Source organism: Peribacillus sp. FSL E2-0159 (assembly GCF_038643155.1).
Classification (GTDB): Bacteria; Bacillota; Bacilli; order Bacillales; family DSM-1321; genus Peribacillus; species Peribacillus simplex.
The window spans coordinates 954,761-972,580 of the sequence record NZ_CP152053.1; the positions used below are offsets into that span (position 1 = coordinate 954,761).

14 protein-coding genes and 1 pseudogene are annotated in these 17,820 nt (G+C 38.8%); 10 read left to right on the top strand and 5 right to left on the bottom strand.

Annotation, left to right across the window (positions count from 1 at the left end; translation table 11 throughout):
• Positions 1–15: 15 nt before the first annotated feature.
• The gene (locus tag NYE63_RS04810) at positions 16–1,545 is read right to left on the bottom strand and encodes an AbgT family transporter (RefSeq protein WP_076368026.1); all 1,530 of its coding nucleotides are present in this window, start codon (positions 1,543–1,545) and stop codon (positions 16–18) included.
• A gap of 488 nt (positions 1,546–2,033) precedes the next feature.
• Between NYE63_RS04810 and NYE63_RS04815 the strand changes: the two genes are divergently transcribed.
• Complete coding sequence (locus NYE63_RS04815; RefSeq protein ID WP_342604275.1) at positions 2,034–3,338, top strand: hypothetical protein; 1,305 nt, start codon at positions 2,034–2,036, stop codon at positions 3,336–3,338.
• A 234-nt stretch (positions 3,339–3,572) separates the two neighbouring features.
• On the opposite strand, the pseudogene NYE63_RS04820 reads toward NYE63_RS04815, so the two are convergent.
• A pseudogene (locus tag NYE63_RS04820) lies at positions 3,573–4,025 on the bottom strand (DDE-type integrase/transposase/recombinase); the annotation flags it as partial.
• A gap of 154 nt (positions 4,026–4,179) precedes the next feature.
• Positions 4,180–5,412: a MerR family transcriptional regulator gene (locus NYE63_RS04825; RefSeq protein WP_342604276.1), complete on the bottom strand. Its 1,233-nt coding sequence runs from the start codon at positions 5,410–5,412 to the stop codon at positions 4,180–4,182.
• Positions 5,413–5,597: 185 nt separating this feature from the next.
• On the opposite strand from NYE63_RS04825, the gene NYE63_RS04830 reads away from it, so the two are divergent.
• From NYE63_RS04830 to NYE63_RS04850, 5 genes are all read left to right on the top strand, one after another.
• A complete protein-coding gene (locus NYE63_RS04830; RefSeq protein WP_342604277.1) occupies positions 5,598–6,884 on the top strand; it encodes an FAD-binding oxidoreductase in 1,287 nt (428 codons plus the stop codon).
• Positions 6,885–6,897: 13 nt separating this feature from the next.
• Complete coding sequence (locus NYE63_RS04835; RefSeq protein WP_342604278.1) at positions 6,898–8,370, top strand: aldehyde dehydrogenase family protein; 1,473 nt, start codon at positions 6,898–6,900, stop codon at positions 8,368–8,370.
• A 45-nt stretch (positions 8,371–8,415) separates the two neighbouring features.
• Positions 8,416–9,834 (top strand): MATE family efflux transporter, encoded by a 1,419-nt coding sequence (locus NYE63_RS04840; protein ID WP_342604279.1) that lies wholly within the window; start codon positions 8,416–8,418, stop codon positions 9,832–9,834.
• A gap of 44 nt (positions 9,835–9,878) precedes the next feature.
• On the top strand, positions 9,879–10,160 hold the full coding sequence (locus NYE63_RS04845) for a cupin domain-containing protein (protein WP_342604280.1): 282 nt from the start codon (positions 9,879–9,881) through the stop codon (positions 10,158–10,160).
• Positions 10,161–10,251: 91 nt separating this feature from the next.
• On the top strand, positions 10,252–11,871 hold the full coding sequence (locus NYE63_RS04850) for an amidohydrolase (RefSeq protein ID WP_342604281.1): 1,620 nt from the start codon (positions 10,252–10,254) through the stop codon (positions 11,869–11,871).
• 267 nt (positions 11,872–12,138) lie between these two features.
• On the opposite strand, the gene NYE63_RS04855 is transcribed toward NYE63_RS04850, so the two are convergent.
• Positions 12,139–12,285, bottom strand: a complete 147-nt coding sequence (locus NYE63_RS04855) for a hypothetical protein (RefSeq protein ID WP_342604282.1) — start codon at positions 12,283–12,285, stop codon at positions 12,139–12,141.
• Positions 12,286–12,465: 180 nt separating this feature from the next.
• Positions 12,466–12,723 (bottom strand): hypothetical protein, encoded by a 258-nt coding sequence (locus tag NYE63_RS04860; RefSeq protein WP_342604283.1) that lies wholly within the window; start codon positions 12,721–12,723, stop codon positions 12,466–12,468.
• A gap of 538 nt (positions 12,724–13,261) precedes the next feature.
• On the opposite strand from NYE63_RS04860, the gene NYE63_RS04865 reads away from it, so the two are divergent.
• The 4 genes from NYE63_RS04865 to NYE63_RS04880 all read left to right on the top strand — a co-directional run bounded on the left by NYE63_RS04865 (position 13,262) and on the right by NYE63_RS04880 (position 17,656).
• A complete protein-coding gene (locus NYE63_RS04865) occupies positions 13,262–14,560 on the top strand; it encodes a hypothetical protein (RefSeq protein WP_342604284.1) in 1,299 nt (432 codons plus the stop codon).
• 175 nt (positions 14,561–14,735) lie between these two features.
• Positions 14,736–15,923, top strand: a complete 1,188-nt coding sequence (locus NYE63_RS04870) for a M20 family metallopeptidase (protein WP_342604285.1) — start codon at positions 14,736–14,738, stop codon at positions 15,921–15,923.
• A gap of 12 nt (positions 15,924–15,935) precedes the next feature.
• The gene (locus tag NYE63_RS04875) at positions 15,936–16,136 is read left to right on the top strand and encodes a DUF3311 domain-containing protein (RefSeq protein WP_133352138.1); all 201 of its coding nucleotides are present in this window, start codon (positions 15,936–15,938) and stop codon (positions 16,134–16,136) included.
• Positions 16,133–17,656, top strand: a complete 1,524-nt coding sequence (locus tag NYE63_RS04880; protein ID WP_342604286.1) for a sodium:solute symporter — start codon at positions 16,133–16,135, stop codon at positions 17,654–17,656. Before NYE63_RS04875 ends, NYE63_RS04880 begins: the two co-directional genes overlap by 4 nt.
• Positions 17,657–17,820: the final 164 nt, after the last annotated feature.

The following is a 17,820-nucleotide window of genomic DNA, read 5'->3' on the forward strand; positions in this document are numbered from 1 at the left end:
TGAGATTTTTTCAAATTACGGTAATTTCGGATATACTCCGGGACCAATTGGGAGGCCAAGGAAATACCAAACGACTACCAATAGCGTCCAAATGATGAAGATGATAATCGGATAAGGCAAAATAAGAGAATAATAAGTTCCTAGTTTTGCATCTTTTCGATACTCTTGTAAGAAACTTAAGAATAGTGGGACAAATGGAGATACAGGTGCCAATGGCAGTACAGATGAATCTGCTACCCTGAACAACATTTGGGCGAAGGCAGGATGATAGCCTAATACCATGAACATTGGGACAAAAACGGGTGCCAATATAGACCATATTGCAGATCCGCTAGCAATGAACATGGAAAGAAGTCCAGATAAGAACATTAGCCCAATTAGGACAGGTGCACCTTCTATGTTTAGCTGTTCCAAGAGATCTGTGATGGATAAAGCTAAAAATTTACCCATATTACTCCAGTTAAAGCAAGCGACAAACTGGGAAAGCGGGAAAACCATAATAATAAATCCGGCCATTCCTTTAATTGGGTCCACCAATAATTCCGGAATGTCATTTTGTTTCTTGATCGCTCCCACCTTAACTCCATAAGTAATGGAAACTGTAAAAAAGAAGAGTAAGATGATTGCGACAATTCCAGACATGAATGGAGAGGGGAGAATGGCTCCAGTTTCTGGATTTCGCAATAGAGCTCCTTCTGGAACGACTAAAACGGCCATAACAGCTATAAAAATCAATGCTGAAATTCCTGTAGCCAGGAGTGCTTTGTTTTGTTGCTTCGTTAATTGCTCCAATTTTTTATGCTGGCCGCCACCTTCATACTTTCCTAAGCGCGGCTCGACGAATTTATCTGTAATCAAGGATATAACTACCGTTAGTACGAGAACGGAAGTCGCCATAAAGAACCAGTTATCAGTAACATTAACAGTCAAATTTGCATTCATGCCTTTCGCTACTTCCGAACTAATTCCTGAAAGCAAGACATCAGTTGTGACAATTAATAAGTTGGCAGTGAAACCTGAACCAACCCCAGCGATGGCAGCGAGCAACCCAGCAACAGGGTGACGTCCCACAGCAAGGAAAATTAAAGCGCCAAGGGGAGGCATAATAACAAGCGCAGCATCAGAAGAAACATGACTAAAAAAGGCAACAAATACAACTAAATAACTAGCGTATTTCCCTGAGACTTTTAACGACATTTTCCGAATCAAAACTTCTAACAATCCAACTTTTTCCGCTAATCCTACTCCTAGCATAAGAGCTAAAATAGATCCCAGTGGTAAAAAGCCGGAAAAGTTTTTAATCATATTCGGCAAAATCCATTGGATGCCTTCACGGCTTAAGAGGTTTTGAACTTCCACTTTCTCTCCACTTATCGGGTCCGATGCCGAAACATGGAAGACTGATAAGAGAGCGGTTACAACAAATAAAAAGGCAATCATATAAATAAATAAGATAAAGGGGTGGGGGATCTTATTTCCTATTCGCTCTACTCGATTGAAAAAGCCACCCGTTTTATGATTTTGAAGATTAGTTGTATCTTTCATTACTTTTTGTTCCATTACATTCTCCTCCTAAACCTTCTTCCATTTGTAGTTTGTGCGTTTTGCACCATTCCATTTATAAACTTTTTCTCTAAACATGCCTTAAACTCAAATTACCGTCTTTCATCCTTTGTGAACTTCATTAATTCCTTCCAATATACTGATTTTTATTTAACGAATATTTAACGCTATTTTCGTTAAATGTATTATATAATTAAGAATAATCTATTTCAATAAAATTTTCAGAAAAAAGGGAAAATATTTTCTGGTAATTATTGTTAAATGAACAATAGGATTCGAAACCTTTGAATCAATAAGTCCTGCCACTCTTGAACTCACGAAAGATAAGAAACCATATTAAGCAGCACCGTTTATTTATGTCAAACGGTGCTTTACATGCTTTTATATTTGGATCTCATTTTTTATTCCATGTTAGGGTTGGTTATTTTGATATAATAAAACTAATAGTATTATGTAGGGGTGAAATAAACTTGTATAAAATTGGGGTTGTAGGTCCACTTTCATCTATAAAGAAAATTCGGGATGTTACTAATGAATTTGAACATGAAATAGATTTTATTGATTTTCCATATGAAGATGCACGTGAGGTAACGGACATTATAAAAAATCACCAAAGTACAGTAAATGGTTGGTTTTTCTCTGGACCAGTTCCTTATAGAATAGCAAAAGGAATGTTGGATTCAGAGGCCAATTTTACATATTGTCCTCCTGTAGGATCTAGTTTATATAGATGTTTATTACAAATGTCTGCAGATCAAAAACATTTTTTCGATAAGTTATCCATCGATATGATTCGATTAGAAGACTTTTTTTTGCATGAGTCGCTGCAAGAGCTAGGGATTTCCACCGAACATATTTATGTTAAAACATTTGATGAACAATATGATTATCAAGAAATTGTTCAATTTCATCTTCAGTTGTGGAGGAAAGGGGAGGTAAATGGTGTCCTTACCGTTTTACAATCTGTATATGAGGCATTGAAGAAAGAAAATGTTGCTGTCTACAAAATAAATATGACAAAGATGGAAATTCGGCAAGCGGTCAAGATTTTGATTGAAAAAGCAAAAAGTACTTATTTCAAGGATAGCCAGATTGGTGTAGAAATCATTGAAATTGATCAGTTCGATCAATTTGTTGACGAGGTTAATATTCGTTACCATCTGCAGCATGTGGAGCTTAAGATTAAACAAACATTACTTACATTTTGCGAAAAATTAGATGGCTCCCTCATCGAAAATGGAAACGGCCGCTATCAAATATTTAGTTCACGAAAGGCAATTGAACGGGAAATTGGCAGCTTGCAAAGTACAGTTCAACAACTGGCCCTTGAAATGGATGTCCCGGTTGCAGTTGGTATTGGTTTTGGTGAGACGGCTGCATCGGCAGAAATCAATGCCCGCAAGGCGATCCGTCATTCGAAGAAGCAAGACAGTTCCGGTATTGTCGTTATCCAAGAAGATGGTGTAATGATTGAATCCGTAGGTCAAGAAGAACAATTGGCCTATACCTTCCGTTCTAATGATAAAGAACTGCTAGATAAATTGAATCAGGCTAACATTAGTGTAAAAACGTATAAAAAGATAGAAGCATTGGTTGATCGTATGGGCTGGGACGGCTTCACTTCCTCAGACTTAGCTTCTCATTTATCCATGACCGTTCGAAATGCCCAGAGAATTATGAGTAGTTTGAGTGAAAGTGATTTAGTGGAGTACAAAGGAGAAGAACTTCAATCACCTCGGGGAAGACCTCGTAAAATTTATATGTTAAAGAAGTAACACCTCGACGTTCTTGGTACGTAAAAAAAATATGGTAATGACTAGAATCTGTTGAAATGAACCGGCTAAGACCTTGTAAGTAATCGTGCTATTATATTTATAACAGAACACATAATCTAAGGAGTATTGAAAAGTTCATTTATGTACTTAAAAAAGATGGGTAACAATCTGGAGGTAATTGAAATTCCTAAGCGTAATTCATTATCCTTACATCGAATGAACCTGCTTTTTCATGAGATATTTCACTTGTCTTATTTGGATGCCTAATGGCATCTTTTTTTTCTCAATTCTTCAACTACAATAGGATAAGCTGGATTTTTATTGACTGTCACGAAACGAGGCAAAAAATATGAAAAGACTGCAAAGAATTGCTTTGCAGCCTTGTGGTTTCTTGTTTTGCTTAGGTGAAAATCGATGGTATTTCCATTCGAATCGTACAGGTACACTTTGATTTATGTTTCATCGACTCTCCAAGAGTCATTGGTTTGCTTGAGATGACGACGGATTCGTTTGTCTAATCCAAGACTATACTGATGAACCTAACGCATAATCGTTGTATGAGCAACAGATAAGCCCCGTTCTTTCAACATTTCTACCTAATCACGAAAGCTAAAGTTTCCATCTTACTGTTTGCAAAAAAATATCATGATGATAATGTTTCCACTTGAATAAATTTCGCTTTTCCATTCTGAAGCACCTTATTAGAGTAATAGTATCAGTATGTCCAAAATTTAGAGATTACTTGTAATTATCTCGAAGTTTTCGCACCAGAACTTTTTTTGCTACAAGGGAGCTGTCTTATCCGTCAACTAGCCTACTTTTCGGCCAGCCTCTTTGTGTGCTATTTTTTCATACTGGCCAAATACATTTGCATGTGGAATTTTTCATCTATTACATGATAATCAAAAAAAGGTCCTGGGTCTGTACAGTAACCGATATTTTCACTTTGCGTGATTTGAAATCCGTTGCCTGATAAATTTTCTTCTAAGTATTTTGGATATAAAATATGCTCGTGGGAATTTGGATATAAGGCTGAAATATTTTTCAAGGATTTACCCGAGCTATCATAATAGGAGTACCCGCCGACAATTGTTGAACTGCTATGGAAATAGTTTTTTAGAACATGAATTGGGAACTGCGGATTGAGCAGTGAAAAATCATTTGCTGTAAAACTATCCACAAAAACATCGATACTAAGCGGTTTCAATGGCAGATTTAAATCAGAATTCAAAATATAAAGGACATTTGGCTTCGGATTCATACGCTCAATTCTTTTTCTAACCTTCTTGAGCATCGCAAGCGAATAGCCACTGAATACATAGGATGCGCTCGTTTCAAGAACATCGATATATTTGGGTAGTGACACAAAAGCGTCAACGTTTGTTTCCACGATTAACTTGTTTTTCAAATCTACATTGTGTAGAACTTTTTGAAACCAAAAATTACTTTTTTCAAATAAGTTAATCATATTGGGATTGATCTCTTTAATCGTTTCTTTATCGTAAAAATAAGATGGATAAGGAGATGTCTCGTACAAGTTCCCGGTAATGATAATACCTTCCTCGATAGCTGCCTCGTATCCACAGGTACAAGTTAAACTTCCCGTTTGAATGTAAACTTTTTTAATCGTCACATCTTTCATTTCAAGTGGAATTTGGCACTTCGGACAATAGAGCAAATTTACAAAGGAAAGTGGGACCCCTGTAAAATTCTCTTCTTTGGATGAAGGCGAGTTAGTTTGAACCGCTTTTTCAATCAATTTGATAGTTTTTGATATGTCTTCTTTTTTCTTAATCAGATGGTTCTTTTTATCAATGAGAAAGTTGTTGTAGTAGTCGATATCCTCATGGTCCGAGAAGTTTGTGACACGCTGATACGATAAAATTTGTTGAATTTCTATCAGTGAAAAATGAAATTTTTTCAGCTCAGTAATAAAAGCCATGTCGTCGAGACACAATTGGTTCATTTGATACTGGGTGTTTTTTTTGTCTGGTATTAATAATCCCAGTTCAATGTAATAACGAACGGTATCGGTGGTAACATGAAAAAGCTTTGCAAATGTACCAATTTTCATAGATGCCCCCCAATGAAGAAAGTGGAGTTACACCACTTTTTTATGAAAATGAATTCTAAAAACTCCTAAATGGCTATTGACTTGGAGGAAACTCCAAGTCATATGATGGACTCAATAAGTGTGAATATTGTGAATAAATTTTGACTGTATTATAGCATACATGTCACATAAGGAGAATAACAAGCATGGATAAGATGGATCGAATGGATACGCTATCACTGTGGGCAGTGACTGCAAACAGCTACGAAAAAGGAAAGTTTCTTGAAGGAAATGAAGAGGCGGATGTTGTTATTATTGGCGCAGGTTTCACAGGTCTTTCTTCTGCTTATCATTTGCAAAAATTAGGGAAGAGTGTCATTGTCCTTGAGCAAGAAACGATCGGATATGGTGCCAGCGGCCGTAACGGCGGGATGGTATTGCCAGGCTATAAGCCGACGATGAAGGAGCTTGCCAAAAAGTATGGTGCCGACGAGGCAAGACAGCTTAACGATCTCTCCTTGTTTAGCGTTGAACTGGTTAAAAAAATCATTGACGAGCATCAGATCAACTGTGACTTTAGAAAGACAGGTCACATTGTGGCGGCTTACAAAGCCAAGCATTTTGAAGAATTGAAACATGAAAGTGAATTCTTAAACAAAAATTTTGGGTACGATTCAAGCGTGCTTGATCGAAGTCAGTTGTATCAAGAGATCGATTCCCCACTTTATTATGGCTGCTTAGTCGACAACTCGAGTTACTCGTTCCAGCCACTGAATTATGCAATTGGTTTGGGAGAAGCAGCTAAATCGATCGGTGCAAAAATCTTTGAGCATTCGAAAGCACTATCTATTGAGTACGGTCAAAACAGAGTGAAAGTTGTAACAGAAAAAGGAGCTGTTACAGCGAAAGACATTATTGTCGCTACAGATGGTTACTCCGGAAAAATCCTGAATGAACTGAACAAAGGCGTACTGCCAATTTCGGCACGTATTATTGCTACTGAACAGCTTCCAGAATCACTGGTGAATACCGTCATTCCTAAAGATCGCATGGTTTTTGATACAAGCAATTTCCTTTACTATTTCCGACGTACACCAGATAATCGGATCGTATTCGGCGGTGGCGATATTCGTCCAAACTTAGGCGATGCCGTTTATCAAAGTGTTTACGATGCCATGGTTAAAATTATGCCAAAACTAGCAGGAAGCAAGATTGATTTCAGTTGGGGTGGATTTATCGGGGTTACAATTGATACATTCCCTGTTATCGGCAAATCCAAAGAAGGCGCATATTTCGCAACGGGTTATACGGGCCATGGCGCTTCTCTCTCGACATTGTTTGGCAAGTTATTGGCACAATGGATCGTTACGGGGAGTGCAGGTGGATATCGATTTGAAAAGGAACGCCTCAAATCATTCCCATTCTATAATCAGAAAACCATGCTGGTAAATCTAGCACATATTGGTTTTAAACTGGTGGATATTATTGCTTAAAGGAGAGTTGTTTATGAAAATAAACATGTTCATTGACGGGAATTGGGTAGAAGCATTATCCGGTGATAGACGAAACATTATCAATCCTGCAAACGGAGAGGTGATTGCAACGTCTGCAGATGGATCAGCAGACGATGCGAAGATAGCAATCAAGTCGGCTCGTAAAGCGTTTGACAGCGGGATCTGGTCGAATTTATCAGTTGATGAAAGAGCTGACTATTTCTATAAGATTGCAGACCGTCTTGAGGAGAAGACAGCTGAAATTGCACGTTTGGAAACTGCAAATAACGGTAAAGTTATTCGTGCAACCACCCTGGTGGATATTCCGGTATCGATTCAATGTTTCCGTTATTATGCTGACTTGATCAAAGGCATGAAAAAGGAATCTTACACTCGTGCTGATTCTTCAGATACAATTATTATTCATGAACCGATTGGTGTTTGTGGACTTATTGTACCTTGGAACTTCCCGCTAATGTTAGCTGTTTGGCAAATTGCTCCTGCACTCGCCGCAGGGAATACAATTGTACTTAAGCCTGCTGAGGTCACTCCTGTAAGCGTTTTCAAATTATTTGAAATTATCGAAGAGGTTGGACTTCCGGCCGGAGTGGCAAACTTGGTATTGGGACCTGGATCAACAGTTGGGAATGAGCTTGCCGAGAGCCATGATGTTGACAAGATTGCCTTTACAGGCGGAACAAAAACAGGCCAAAGCATTATGCGCGCAGCTGCGGGAAATATGAAAAAAATTACACTTGAGCTAGGTGGTAAATCTCCACTTATTGTGTTCGACGATGTGGATTTTGAAACTGCAGTCGAGAATGCGATGTTTGGTATTTTCCACAATGCTGGGCAAGTTTGTTCAGCTGCATCTCGTTTGCTTGTACAAGAGACCATTTACGATAAGTTTGTTGAAAGATTAGCCGAGCGTGCAAGCAAAATTGTAGTTGGCAACGGAGAAAGCGAAAACATTGAAATGGGAGCCCTCACAAACGAGCCTCATATGAATGAAGTTTTACATTACATCAAGAGCGGAATCGAAGAGGGTGCAAAATTAGTTTGTGGTGGTAAGCGCTTAACAGAAAATGGACTTGATCGAGGATTTTTTATTGCGCCGACGATCTTTACTGATGTAAATGCGAATATGCGTATTGTTAAGGAAGAGATTTTTGGTCCAGTCCTTGTTGTACAGAAATTTAAAGACGAGGAAGATGCCATCCAAAATGCGAATGATTCCATTTATGGATTAGCTGGTGCTGTATTTACTGAAGATATGGATCGAGCAAAACGTGTCATTAGTAAATTGCGTGCGGGAATTACTTGGATTAATAGTTATCATCTCGCTTATGTTGAAAGTCCTTGGGGAGGATATAAGCAAAGTGGAATCGGCAGAGCGTTAGGTGCTGTTGGGCTGGAGCACTTTATGGAAACGAAGCAAATCAATATACACCAGCATGCCAAGCCTGTAGGTTGGTATGCGAATTAATTGAGCTTAACTTACTACATCTATTATTTATAGGGGGACATGCTCATGAAAATAGCAGACAACCGTCCGTCATCGAAGAAAGAGCAAGTAGAAGTAATGAATAAGCCAGCGCATGATTCAGTGCTGGGAACCAAAAGTATTCCGTTACTATATTTACGATTTGCTTTGGCAGGAATTATGGCTAACGCAATTCTAGGAGTTGCAGCGGTTGTCGATGGCTATTTCGTCAGTGGATTTCAGGAGCTGGAAGTCGAAGGGATTGGAATTGGATTTACGGTCATGGTTATTACCCGTATGCTTGGCGTACTTTTGGGTGTGGGAGCCGGAGCGGTCATTTCACTTCGCCTTGGAAAAGGGAAAGTCGAAGAAGCTAGAGGGATTATGGGACAAACCTTATGGTTTACTCTTTTCTTCTCCACTTTGCTAGCTGTAATTGGAGTGGTCTTTGAAAATCAAATTATGACCTTATTCGGAGCAAGTGATGAAGCGCTTCCATATGCGGTGCAATATAGCCGACTGCTATGGATTTCATTGCCATTAACGATATTGGCCGTTGTATTAAGTGTTTTAACGAATATCGATGAAAAACCTGTATTATCAATGAACAGTTGGTTAGTCGCAGCAGTTGTTGGTGGGATTACAGAATGGATTATGGTAACGAAGTATGACATGGGAATGATGGGTTCCTCATGGGCCAATACGATTTCGCAATCGATCCCTGTTTTCCTGATCTTTTATTTCTGGTTTGGTAAAACAAAACTTAAGCCAAAAATGAAAGATATGATGATTAATCTCAAGACGATCGGTGAAGTGGCTTGGACGGGCTTTGCATCTTTCTCGAGTCTGTTCATGATGTTCATTGCCATTATTTTCTTCAACAACATGCTGCAAAGGTACGGTGGTGGGCTGCACGTTGCCGCTTTCACGATTCAAAACGGTTACATTACAAATATGCTCGCCTTAGCAGCGCTCGGTGGGATGACAGGACTTCAACCGATCATTAGTTATAATTACGGTGCGGGCAACCTTGATCGTGTTAAACAAGCAATTAAGATAGGACTCATTTTTACGGTTGCCTTCTTTGTGATTGTGACAGCCATACTAATCATTTTTGCAGATCCAATTGTGTCATTTTTTTCCGTTGGTAATCCTGAATTGCAGAAACTGGGCATTTGGACGACAGTTGTATTCAATTCTTTATTTACGCTTAATGCAGTCAGCTTGCTTATCTCCGGTTATTTCGAAGCACAAGAGAGAAACTGGTCCGCAACGTTTATTAGTGTTAGCAAAATGCTGTTGTTCATGTTCCCGTTTCTATTTATTTTCCCGAAATTCTGGGGTGTAGAAGGTATATGGTACGCAGGTCCTGCCGCAGAAATTCCAGGCCTTCTCATTGCCATATACTTTATGAAAAAAGAGTTCAAACGTTTAAAAGATACAAATGTTAAGACAGTAAGTATATAAAACCTATTCCATCAAAATTACCTAAAGAAAGAGAGAGGATCATCTTGTTTTTTGCGAAAAAACTTACAGCAGAAGAAGCACAACAACTAGGTGTTGACACGTGGGAACCATGGACGGGCGAACCGAATAAAGGAATGTGGCATTTAGAAGAACAGGAAGTTTTCTATGTGACAGACGGTGAAGTGTTTATTACTGTTGATGGAGAAAAGTATCATATTACAAAGGGCTGGGTCGTTTCCTTGGCTAAGGACCTTGTCTGTGAATGGGAGTGTCCAGTATTTTTGAAAAAGAATTATAAAATGAACCATGAGATCAATCTGAAATAATGTGAAATGGGGAGTGGGCAAATTTTAAGCAGATGAATGCTAAATACTGAATTGATCACTCTAAAAGAGTAATTTCGAAAGGGATGAGTTTATGAAAGCTGATGTTGTATTGATAAATGGAGAAGTTATTACAGTAGACCAAAAGAATACAGTAGTCGAAGCTGTAGCAATAAAAGATAATCGTATCGCAGTTGTTGGTTCAAATCAGGAGGTTAAGAGTTTTATAGGAGAAAAAACGGATGTAATTGACTTGAAAGGAAAAACGCTTCTTCCTGGATTCATTGATTCTCATATTCACCTCATTTTTTATGGGGTGAATCAGTTGGCGGTAAGTTGTAAAGCTGAACATATCGATTCTATCGAGGCTTTGTTAGATGACCTGAAAAAGAAAGCCTTAGTAACTCCTAAAGGTGAATGGATACGTGCTTGGGGCTTTAATGAAACCGGTGTGAAAGAAAAGCGTTATCCAACAATCGCTGAGCTAGATGAAATTTCAGATGAACACCCCATTATTGTATCACGTACTTGCAGCCATATAAGCGTGGTGAACAGCAAAGCATTAGAAATTGCGCAAATTAACGAGAACACCCCGGATCCTAATGGGGGAATTATTGAAAAGAATAAGGCAGGAAGGCTTACAGGAAAATTAATTGAAGCAGTAAATATGAGTATGAACGAGTTTGCAAGTTATACAGAAAGTGAACTGATGAAGGCTGTGAAAATTGCATCAGATCATTTCGTTGCAGCGGGGATAACAAGTATACATGAGGCAGGTGGAAATGGTCCTGAGAGTTACCGTTTACTGCAACAAGCTGTGAAGAGTAAGGATATTCGTGTCCGAATATATGCAATGATATGTCAGGTGAATAACTCCCATGAATTTGTTAATAAAATGGTCGAAGCTGGTGTTGTAACTGGTACCGGAGATGAGAGATTCAAAGTTGGACCAGTTAAATTGTTTACAGATGGAAGTAGCACCGGGCCTACAATTGCAACTCGTGAGTCGTACTCCAGTGACTCTAACAATTATGGCATTCTTTATTATAGTGAGGAAGAAATCTATCGGGTTTTAGGTGAAGCACATAAAAAAGGCTATCAAATCACTGTACATGCACAAGGTGATAAAGCCATTGAAATGTATTTGAATTGTGTGGAAAAGGCGTTGGAGGAATCACCAAGAAAAAACCATCGTCATCGGATTGAGCACGCAGGAATTTCTTCACCAGATTTACAAGAGAGAATGAAAAAACTCGAGATGGTTCCTATTCCAAATCCTCCATTTCCATATGAATTCGGAGAGATATATGTCCAACACTATGGTGATCGTGTTAATCACATGTATGCTGTTCGTGATTTTATTGATCGTGGCATCATGGCAGCAGGTGGATCGGATGCGCCAGTTACAGACTATAATCCTTTATTAGGAATTCATGTTGCTGTCAATAGAAAAAGCCAGTCTGGAATGGAGTTTGGTGCTAATCAATCTATAAACGTAATGGAAGCTATTAAACTATACACCTGGAATGGCGCTTATGCGAGTTTTGAAGAAGAGATAAAAGGAAGCATAGAGGTCGGAAAGTTGGCGGATTTAGTTATATTAAATGACAGCATTTTAAGTGTCAGCCCAAACCAAATTAAAGATTTAAAAGTAGAAACAACTATTATTGATGGTGAAATTATCTATCAAGAAGAACAATCAGTGAAAATTTAATATATTATAGTTTGCAAACCACGTAATACTTGTAATGTTACGTGGTTTTTTATCGAAAAAGGTACCCAAAATTAGTTGAAAGGAAGGTTCTGGTGCCAGAGCTTGCCTCAGCGAGATGCAATCCTGCATGACGAAGGAGCGCATTCCGTGACCGAACCCACCCAGATCTCCAGCTTCTCCTAAGGTGCCCGCCAGTGAAATTTCGCTGATTCCTTTAATGGCAAGTTTGCTTAACGAATGGATCAGCACCTAAACGTTTGTGACATCTTACGTTACTCTTTCGAGTTTGGATGAAGCGTGATCATCATTTTTCCCTAATAACTGTCCCAAGTGAAGTTTATACGCATCATGGGCTTGTTTCGTACCAATTGAACGCTTGGCCAATGCAAGCAGGGAACGGGAATGTCGCTTCATACATACTTTCCACCAGGTTACGATATCTTGAGGCTGTAGGGAACATAATTCAGCTGGGGTAGGAAAGAGTGGTAGGATTGTGATTGCCCCTTTACATGAAACGTCTTTAAACACTTGCCGGAGCTCGGGAAAACAACATCCACCCAGCGATTAATTTGGTTGAGGGATCTTACAAGACACTTAACGATCACATCTCGGTAAGCTATAAGGACACGAAGTTTTTTCTAATGATTCTGAAATGGAACGAACGAAGGTATAGTAGCCATTCTTCACTACATCAGGGATGACAAGGGCATATTTTTTTATTACTTTTGGATTGCGTATTATCACGATTTTCTTTGTTTCTTTTGCATGGTGAGGATTGACCGTGACTACATCAATCTTTTGTTTGAATTGCCACTTTGAAAGGTTCACCCAATAATGACCGGAAGGTTCCATTCCGACTATCGTTGTGTCTATTCATGTGTTTTAGCTCCTTGATCCAGTTTAGTAATCTACAAAACCCCTCTTCGTTATTTTCAAAAGACAAAGGTTTCTCAAACACAATCCCCCCCCCCGATAGTTTACAACATGAGTTTTCCAAAAATAAGTATTTCACCTAAAAATTTTCAATCAGTATCGTTTTATCATAAAAATGGATGATATGTGATGAAATTCAAATTAGGTGGAAAAGTGGTTATGTATCATTTGAATAAGGTATACAATGTGTTTTTCCTTCATGCCGCATGATAAAATGGTACTAAAGGGTTGATGTTGAGGTGTATACAGCTTTATATATCATTTCTATCATTCTTTTCTTTTTGCTGCTGTTATGATCAAAAGTAACAAATCAAACTAAATAAATAGTCCCTAATACAAATTGAGCAAAAGTTAGACAGCAGAAGAATTAGCATTCTGATAATATGACTTACGTTAAACCAGGATATTGTACAAGGAACAATTAAATATATAGATGATAAAGGAAGTCGATTACTGGATGTATAAAATCGGACTAGTCGGTCTAAAAACTTCTATTGAACAAATATTAATCTTGGCAGAAGAATATAAACATGAGTTGGAGTTCATCTCTTTGCCCTATGTAAAGACAGAAGAGGTAGGGAGTATTGTAAAAGAATATAATTCTCACGTACATGCATGGCTCTTTTCTGGTCCACTTCCCTATGAAATTGCGGGAAAAACACTAGGTACTGATAAAATAATGGTTCATGTTCCTGCTACGGAATCAGGTTTTTATAAATCCTTTTTAGAGTTAATCTACGAACAAGGGAAAATCATTGAGCATCTAAGTATCGATACTATGTCCTCAAATAATATTAGCGAAGAAGCTTTGTCACAGTTGAATATAAAAACCAAAAAGATTTATACGAAAGTGTTTGAGACAGAGGTTGATACGGATGAATTGATACATTTTCACTTAGATTTATGGAATACGGGAAAGACAGAAGGTGCTTTTTCTTGTTTTCCGTCCGTGTGTGAAGCTTTAAGGGAGTATGGCATTCCAGCCTACCGTATGTCGATGAGTAAGATGGAAGTGCGGCAAACGCTTCGAATTCTTTCTGAAAAAGTAAAGACTTCCTACTTTAAGGATACACAAATCGGAGTGGAGATCATTGAAGTCGAATACTTTGACAAAGTGGCAGAGGAAATGAAAACTCCTTATCATTTACAGTACTTGGAACTTCGGCTAAAAGAAATGTTGATTCAACTTGGAGAAAAAATAAATGGTTCCTTTTCAGATAAAGGGAATGGGAGGTACATGATTTTTAGTTCTCGCGGCGCAATTGAACGAGAAATCATTACGCTCGAAGATACCATCCAAAAATTGGCGTTTGAAGCTGATACAACCGTTGCCGTTGGAATTGGCTTCGGCGAGACTGCCTATTCGGCGGAAATCAATGCTTTTCGTGCTATTCAACATTCAAAAGAGATGAAGAAGCGAGAAATTGTGATTATTCAAGATGATGGCAAAATTATCGAATCACCAGGCAAAAAAAAGGAACTGCAATATGATACCCGTACCCACAATAAACCCCTTATAGAAAAGTTGAAAAACGGAAATATCAGTGTTAAAACCTATAAGAAGATATCGGCTCTAGTTCAAAGAATGGGCTGGAGTGATTTTACTACAAAGGATTTAGCGACACATCTTGAAATGACAGAGCGTAATGTACGGCGTATTGTTGCGGATATGTGCGAAGTTGATTTGGCACAATGCGTTGGTGAAGAGGCTAACGCCACCCGTGGAAGACCGAGTAAAATTTATCAATTATTATAAATTAAAAGCACCCATAATTTGGGTGCTTTTTTAGTGCAAAAAAACAGTTTGGAATTTTCAAAAAATATTGAAATAAAAACCGAGGGAGATTATACTCTATTTAAGGAATTTTTTCCTTAAACTATCCTAAATTAAGGGCTGTTATGTAAATTGATTGAAAAAGGGGTTGTAGTGGATGTCTCAAACGATAATGATTCATGATTTAATCGAGGCTGTTAAAGATGAAGTGGTTGCTTGGAGAAGATATTTACATAAGTATCCGGAGCTTTCTTTTCAGGAGGAAAAAACAGCACAATTTGTTTATGAAACGCTGCAAACTTTTGGTGAATTGGAAATTTCACGTCCGACAAAGACGAGTATTATGGCTCGTTTGATCGGTCAGCAGCCTGGGAAGGTTATTGCATTGCGGGCAGATATGGATGCGCTTCCAATTGAAGAAGAGAATGATTTTGACTTTGTGTCACAGAATTCTGGAGTTATGCATGCTTGCGGACATGATGGGCATACGGCGATGCTGCTTGGCACAGCAAAAATTCTTACACAGCTAAAGGATCAAGTGAAAGGGGAGGTGCGCTTTTTATTTCAACATGCTGAGGAACTGCCGCCCGGTGGAGCTCAAGAAATGGTGAAAGCCGGTGTGCTTGATGGAGTGGATATGATTATTGGATCCCATCTCTTGTCGACTCTTCCTTTAGGGAAAATTGGTTTGGGCTACGGTGCGGTGATGGCTGGAGCGGATACTTTTAACATTACCGTTGTGGGGAAAGGGGGGCACGCCTCACAGCCTGAACTTACCGTCGATCCCATAGCAATTGGAACACAGGTTGTATCGAATCTCCAGCATATTGTTTCGAGGTATCGGGATGCCCAGGAAGCCCTTGTGATTTCGGTGACCCAGTTCCATGCGGGAAGTGCGATTAATGTCATCCCAAGTAGTGTAAGTATTGGTGGATCGGTTCGAAGCTTCAATCCAGAACTACGGGAAGAAATCCCGAATTTTATCGAGCGCATAGTAAAAGGAATTACGGAAGCGCATGGAGCCACTTATGAATTCGATTATCTGTTTGGTTATGCTCCTACCAATAATGATGAAGAAGTTACCCGATTGATGGACGAAACTGTTTGTGAAGTATTTGGTGAAGAAAGTCGAGAGATTTTAAAGCCGATTATGGGAAGTGAAGACTTCTCTGCTTTTCAAAAAGTGGTTCCGGGATCTTATATAGTAATAGGCGCTCGTAATGAAGAAAAAGGGATTATTCATCCTCACCATCATCCAAAATTCACTTTCGATGAACAGGCTTTACAATATGGGGTGAAGTTATTTGTTCATGGGACTTTGAAAATGTTAAATCTAACATACTAGGGGGTTAAGAGGATGAAAAAAATATATTGGCTCGGAGTTATCCCTTTTCTTGGCTTTATAGTAGGCGCTTTGTTTACAAATAAAGTGACTCCCTATGTTCTGGGAATGCCATTTTTTCATTTTTGGATTGTACTCTGGTCTGTGCTGACCACAGGTATTATGGGGATTATCTATCTACTGGATCCTGCTAATCAGAAGGGAGATTCAAGATGAATATTGCCGTTTTTTTTATCCTGTTTTTTTTCGTCATTTCTGTTTTGATCGGTATCCAGGCTAAAAAAGGGAAAGAAATGAACTTGGAACAATGGTCGGTTGGAGGACGCGGAATGGGGACCCTATTGATTTTCCTCTTGTCCGCTGGTGAAATGTATACTACCTTTACCTTTTTGGGTGCAAGTGGATCTGCTTATGGGGAAGGGGGTTCCATCTTTAGTATCGTATCATATGGCTGCCTGGCTACAGTGATCTCCTATTGGACATTCCCTGCTATCTGGAGGTATGCAAAGAAACACCAATTAGTTTCCCAATCTGATTTTTTTGTAAAAAAATATCAAAGTCCTTATCTTGGTGTGCTTGTTGCGGTTATAGGTGTTGTAGCTTGTACTTGCTACTTAGTGCTGCAATTGAAGGGGTTAGGATATATCGTTTCAGCAACATCCTATGGGGCTATTTCTTCTACAGCTGCCATTTGGGTCGGAGCAATTGGTGTAACCATTTTTGTAATGGTTTCCGGTATTCACGGCTCTGCCAGGACAGCTATTTTGAAGGATATTCTGATTCTTGGCATTGTCGTATTTTTAGGAGTTTATTTCCCTCTTCATTATTATGGCGGTCTTCAACCTATGTATGAGGCAATTGAAAATGCAAAGCCGAACTATACCATACTTCCAGATCAGGGAATGAGCATTTCGTGGTATATATCCACTGTTATATTGAGCTCTATTGGATTTTATATGTGGCCGCACGGTTTTTCTCCCATATATGCTGCCTCTAGTGAAAAAGCTTTACGGAAAAACGCAATCCTAATGCCACTGTACCAATTGATTTTATTGTTTGCCTTTTTTGTTGGATTTGCAGCTATCTTACAGATGCCTGGATTAAAAGGCGGCGAAGCCGATCAAATCTTGCTGCAGCTTTCTAAACAGGATTTTGATCCATGGTTTGTGGGCTTAATTGGTGGAACTGGCGTGTTAGCCGCTTTAGTGCCAAGTTCCATGCTGTTGATGTCAATATCAACATTGCTTGCAAAAAATGTATATAGCGTATTCACTCCATCAGCAACGGAAAATCAGATTGCAAAACTGGTAAAATACTTGGTTCCCCTAATTTCTCTCGTAGGGATTTACTTGACCTTTAAAGGTGGAAATTCGCTCTTTAGTCTCGCTTTAGTCGCCTATAATTTCATTACACAACTTGCTCCTGCCTTTTTCGCAAGTTTGATGAGAAAGAATTTTGTAACCAAACATGGAGCATTTGCCGGGATAATAACAGGAGGAGTGCTAGTCTCTATTATGGAACTGGGGAACATAAAAATCAGTCAACTATTTCCTTATCTTCCTCAAGCAATTAAAGACCTGAATGTAGGAATTATCGCCCTATTTGTCAATATCGTAGTCTTGGTGGTGGTAAGCCTGATGACAAAAAACATTAATTATAATCATCAAGGTACCGATAATTTGGAGACGACAACGGAAGGGCACAAGTTTCCAATACCAAAAGAATCAAATAGCTAACTCAACATGATTAATCATTTCACTTACGATATGATAATGAAAAACGAATGACCTCTTTTCTGGGGGCAGTTTTGCAGGACTCTATTTACAGTTCGGATACGCAGATAATGAATTGGACTTTTTGGCTACAAATGAAACAAACCGGTCTGAATATGACCGGTTTG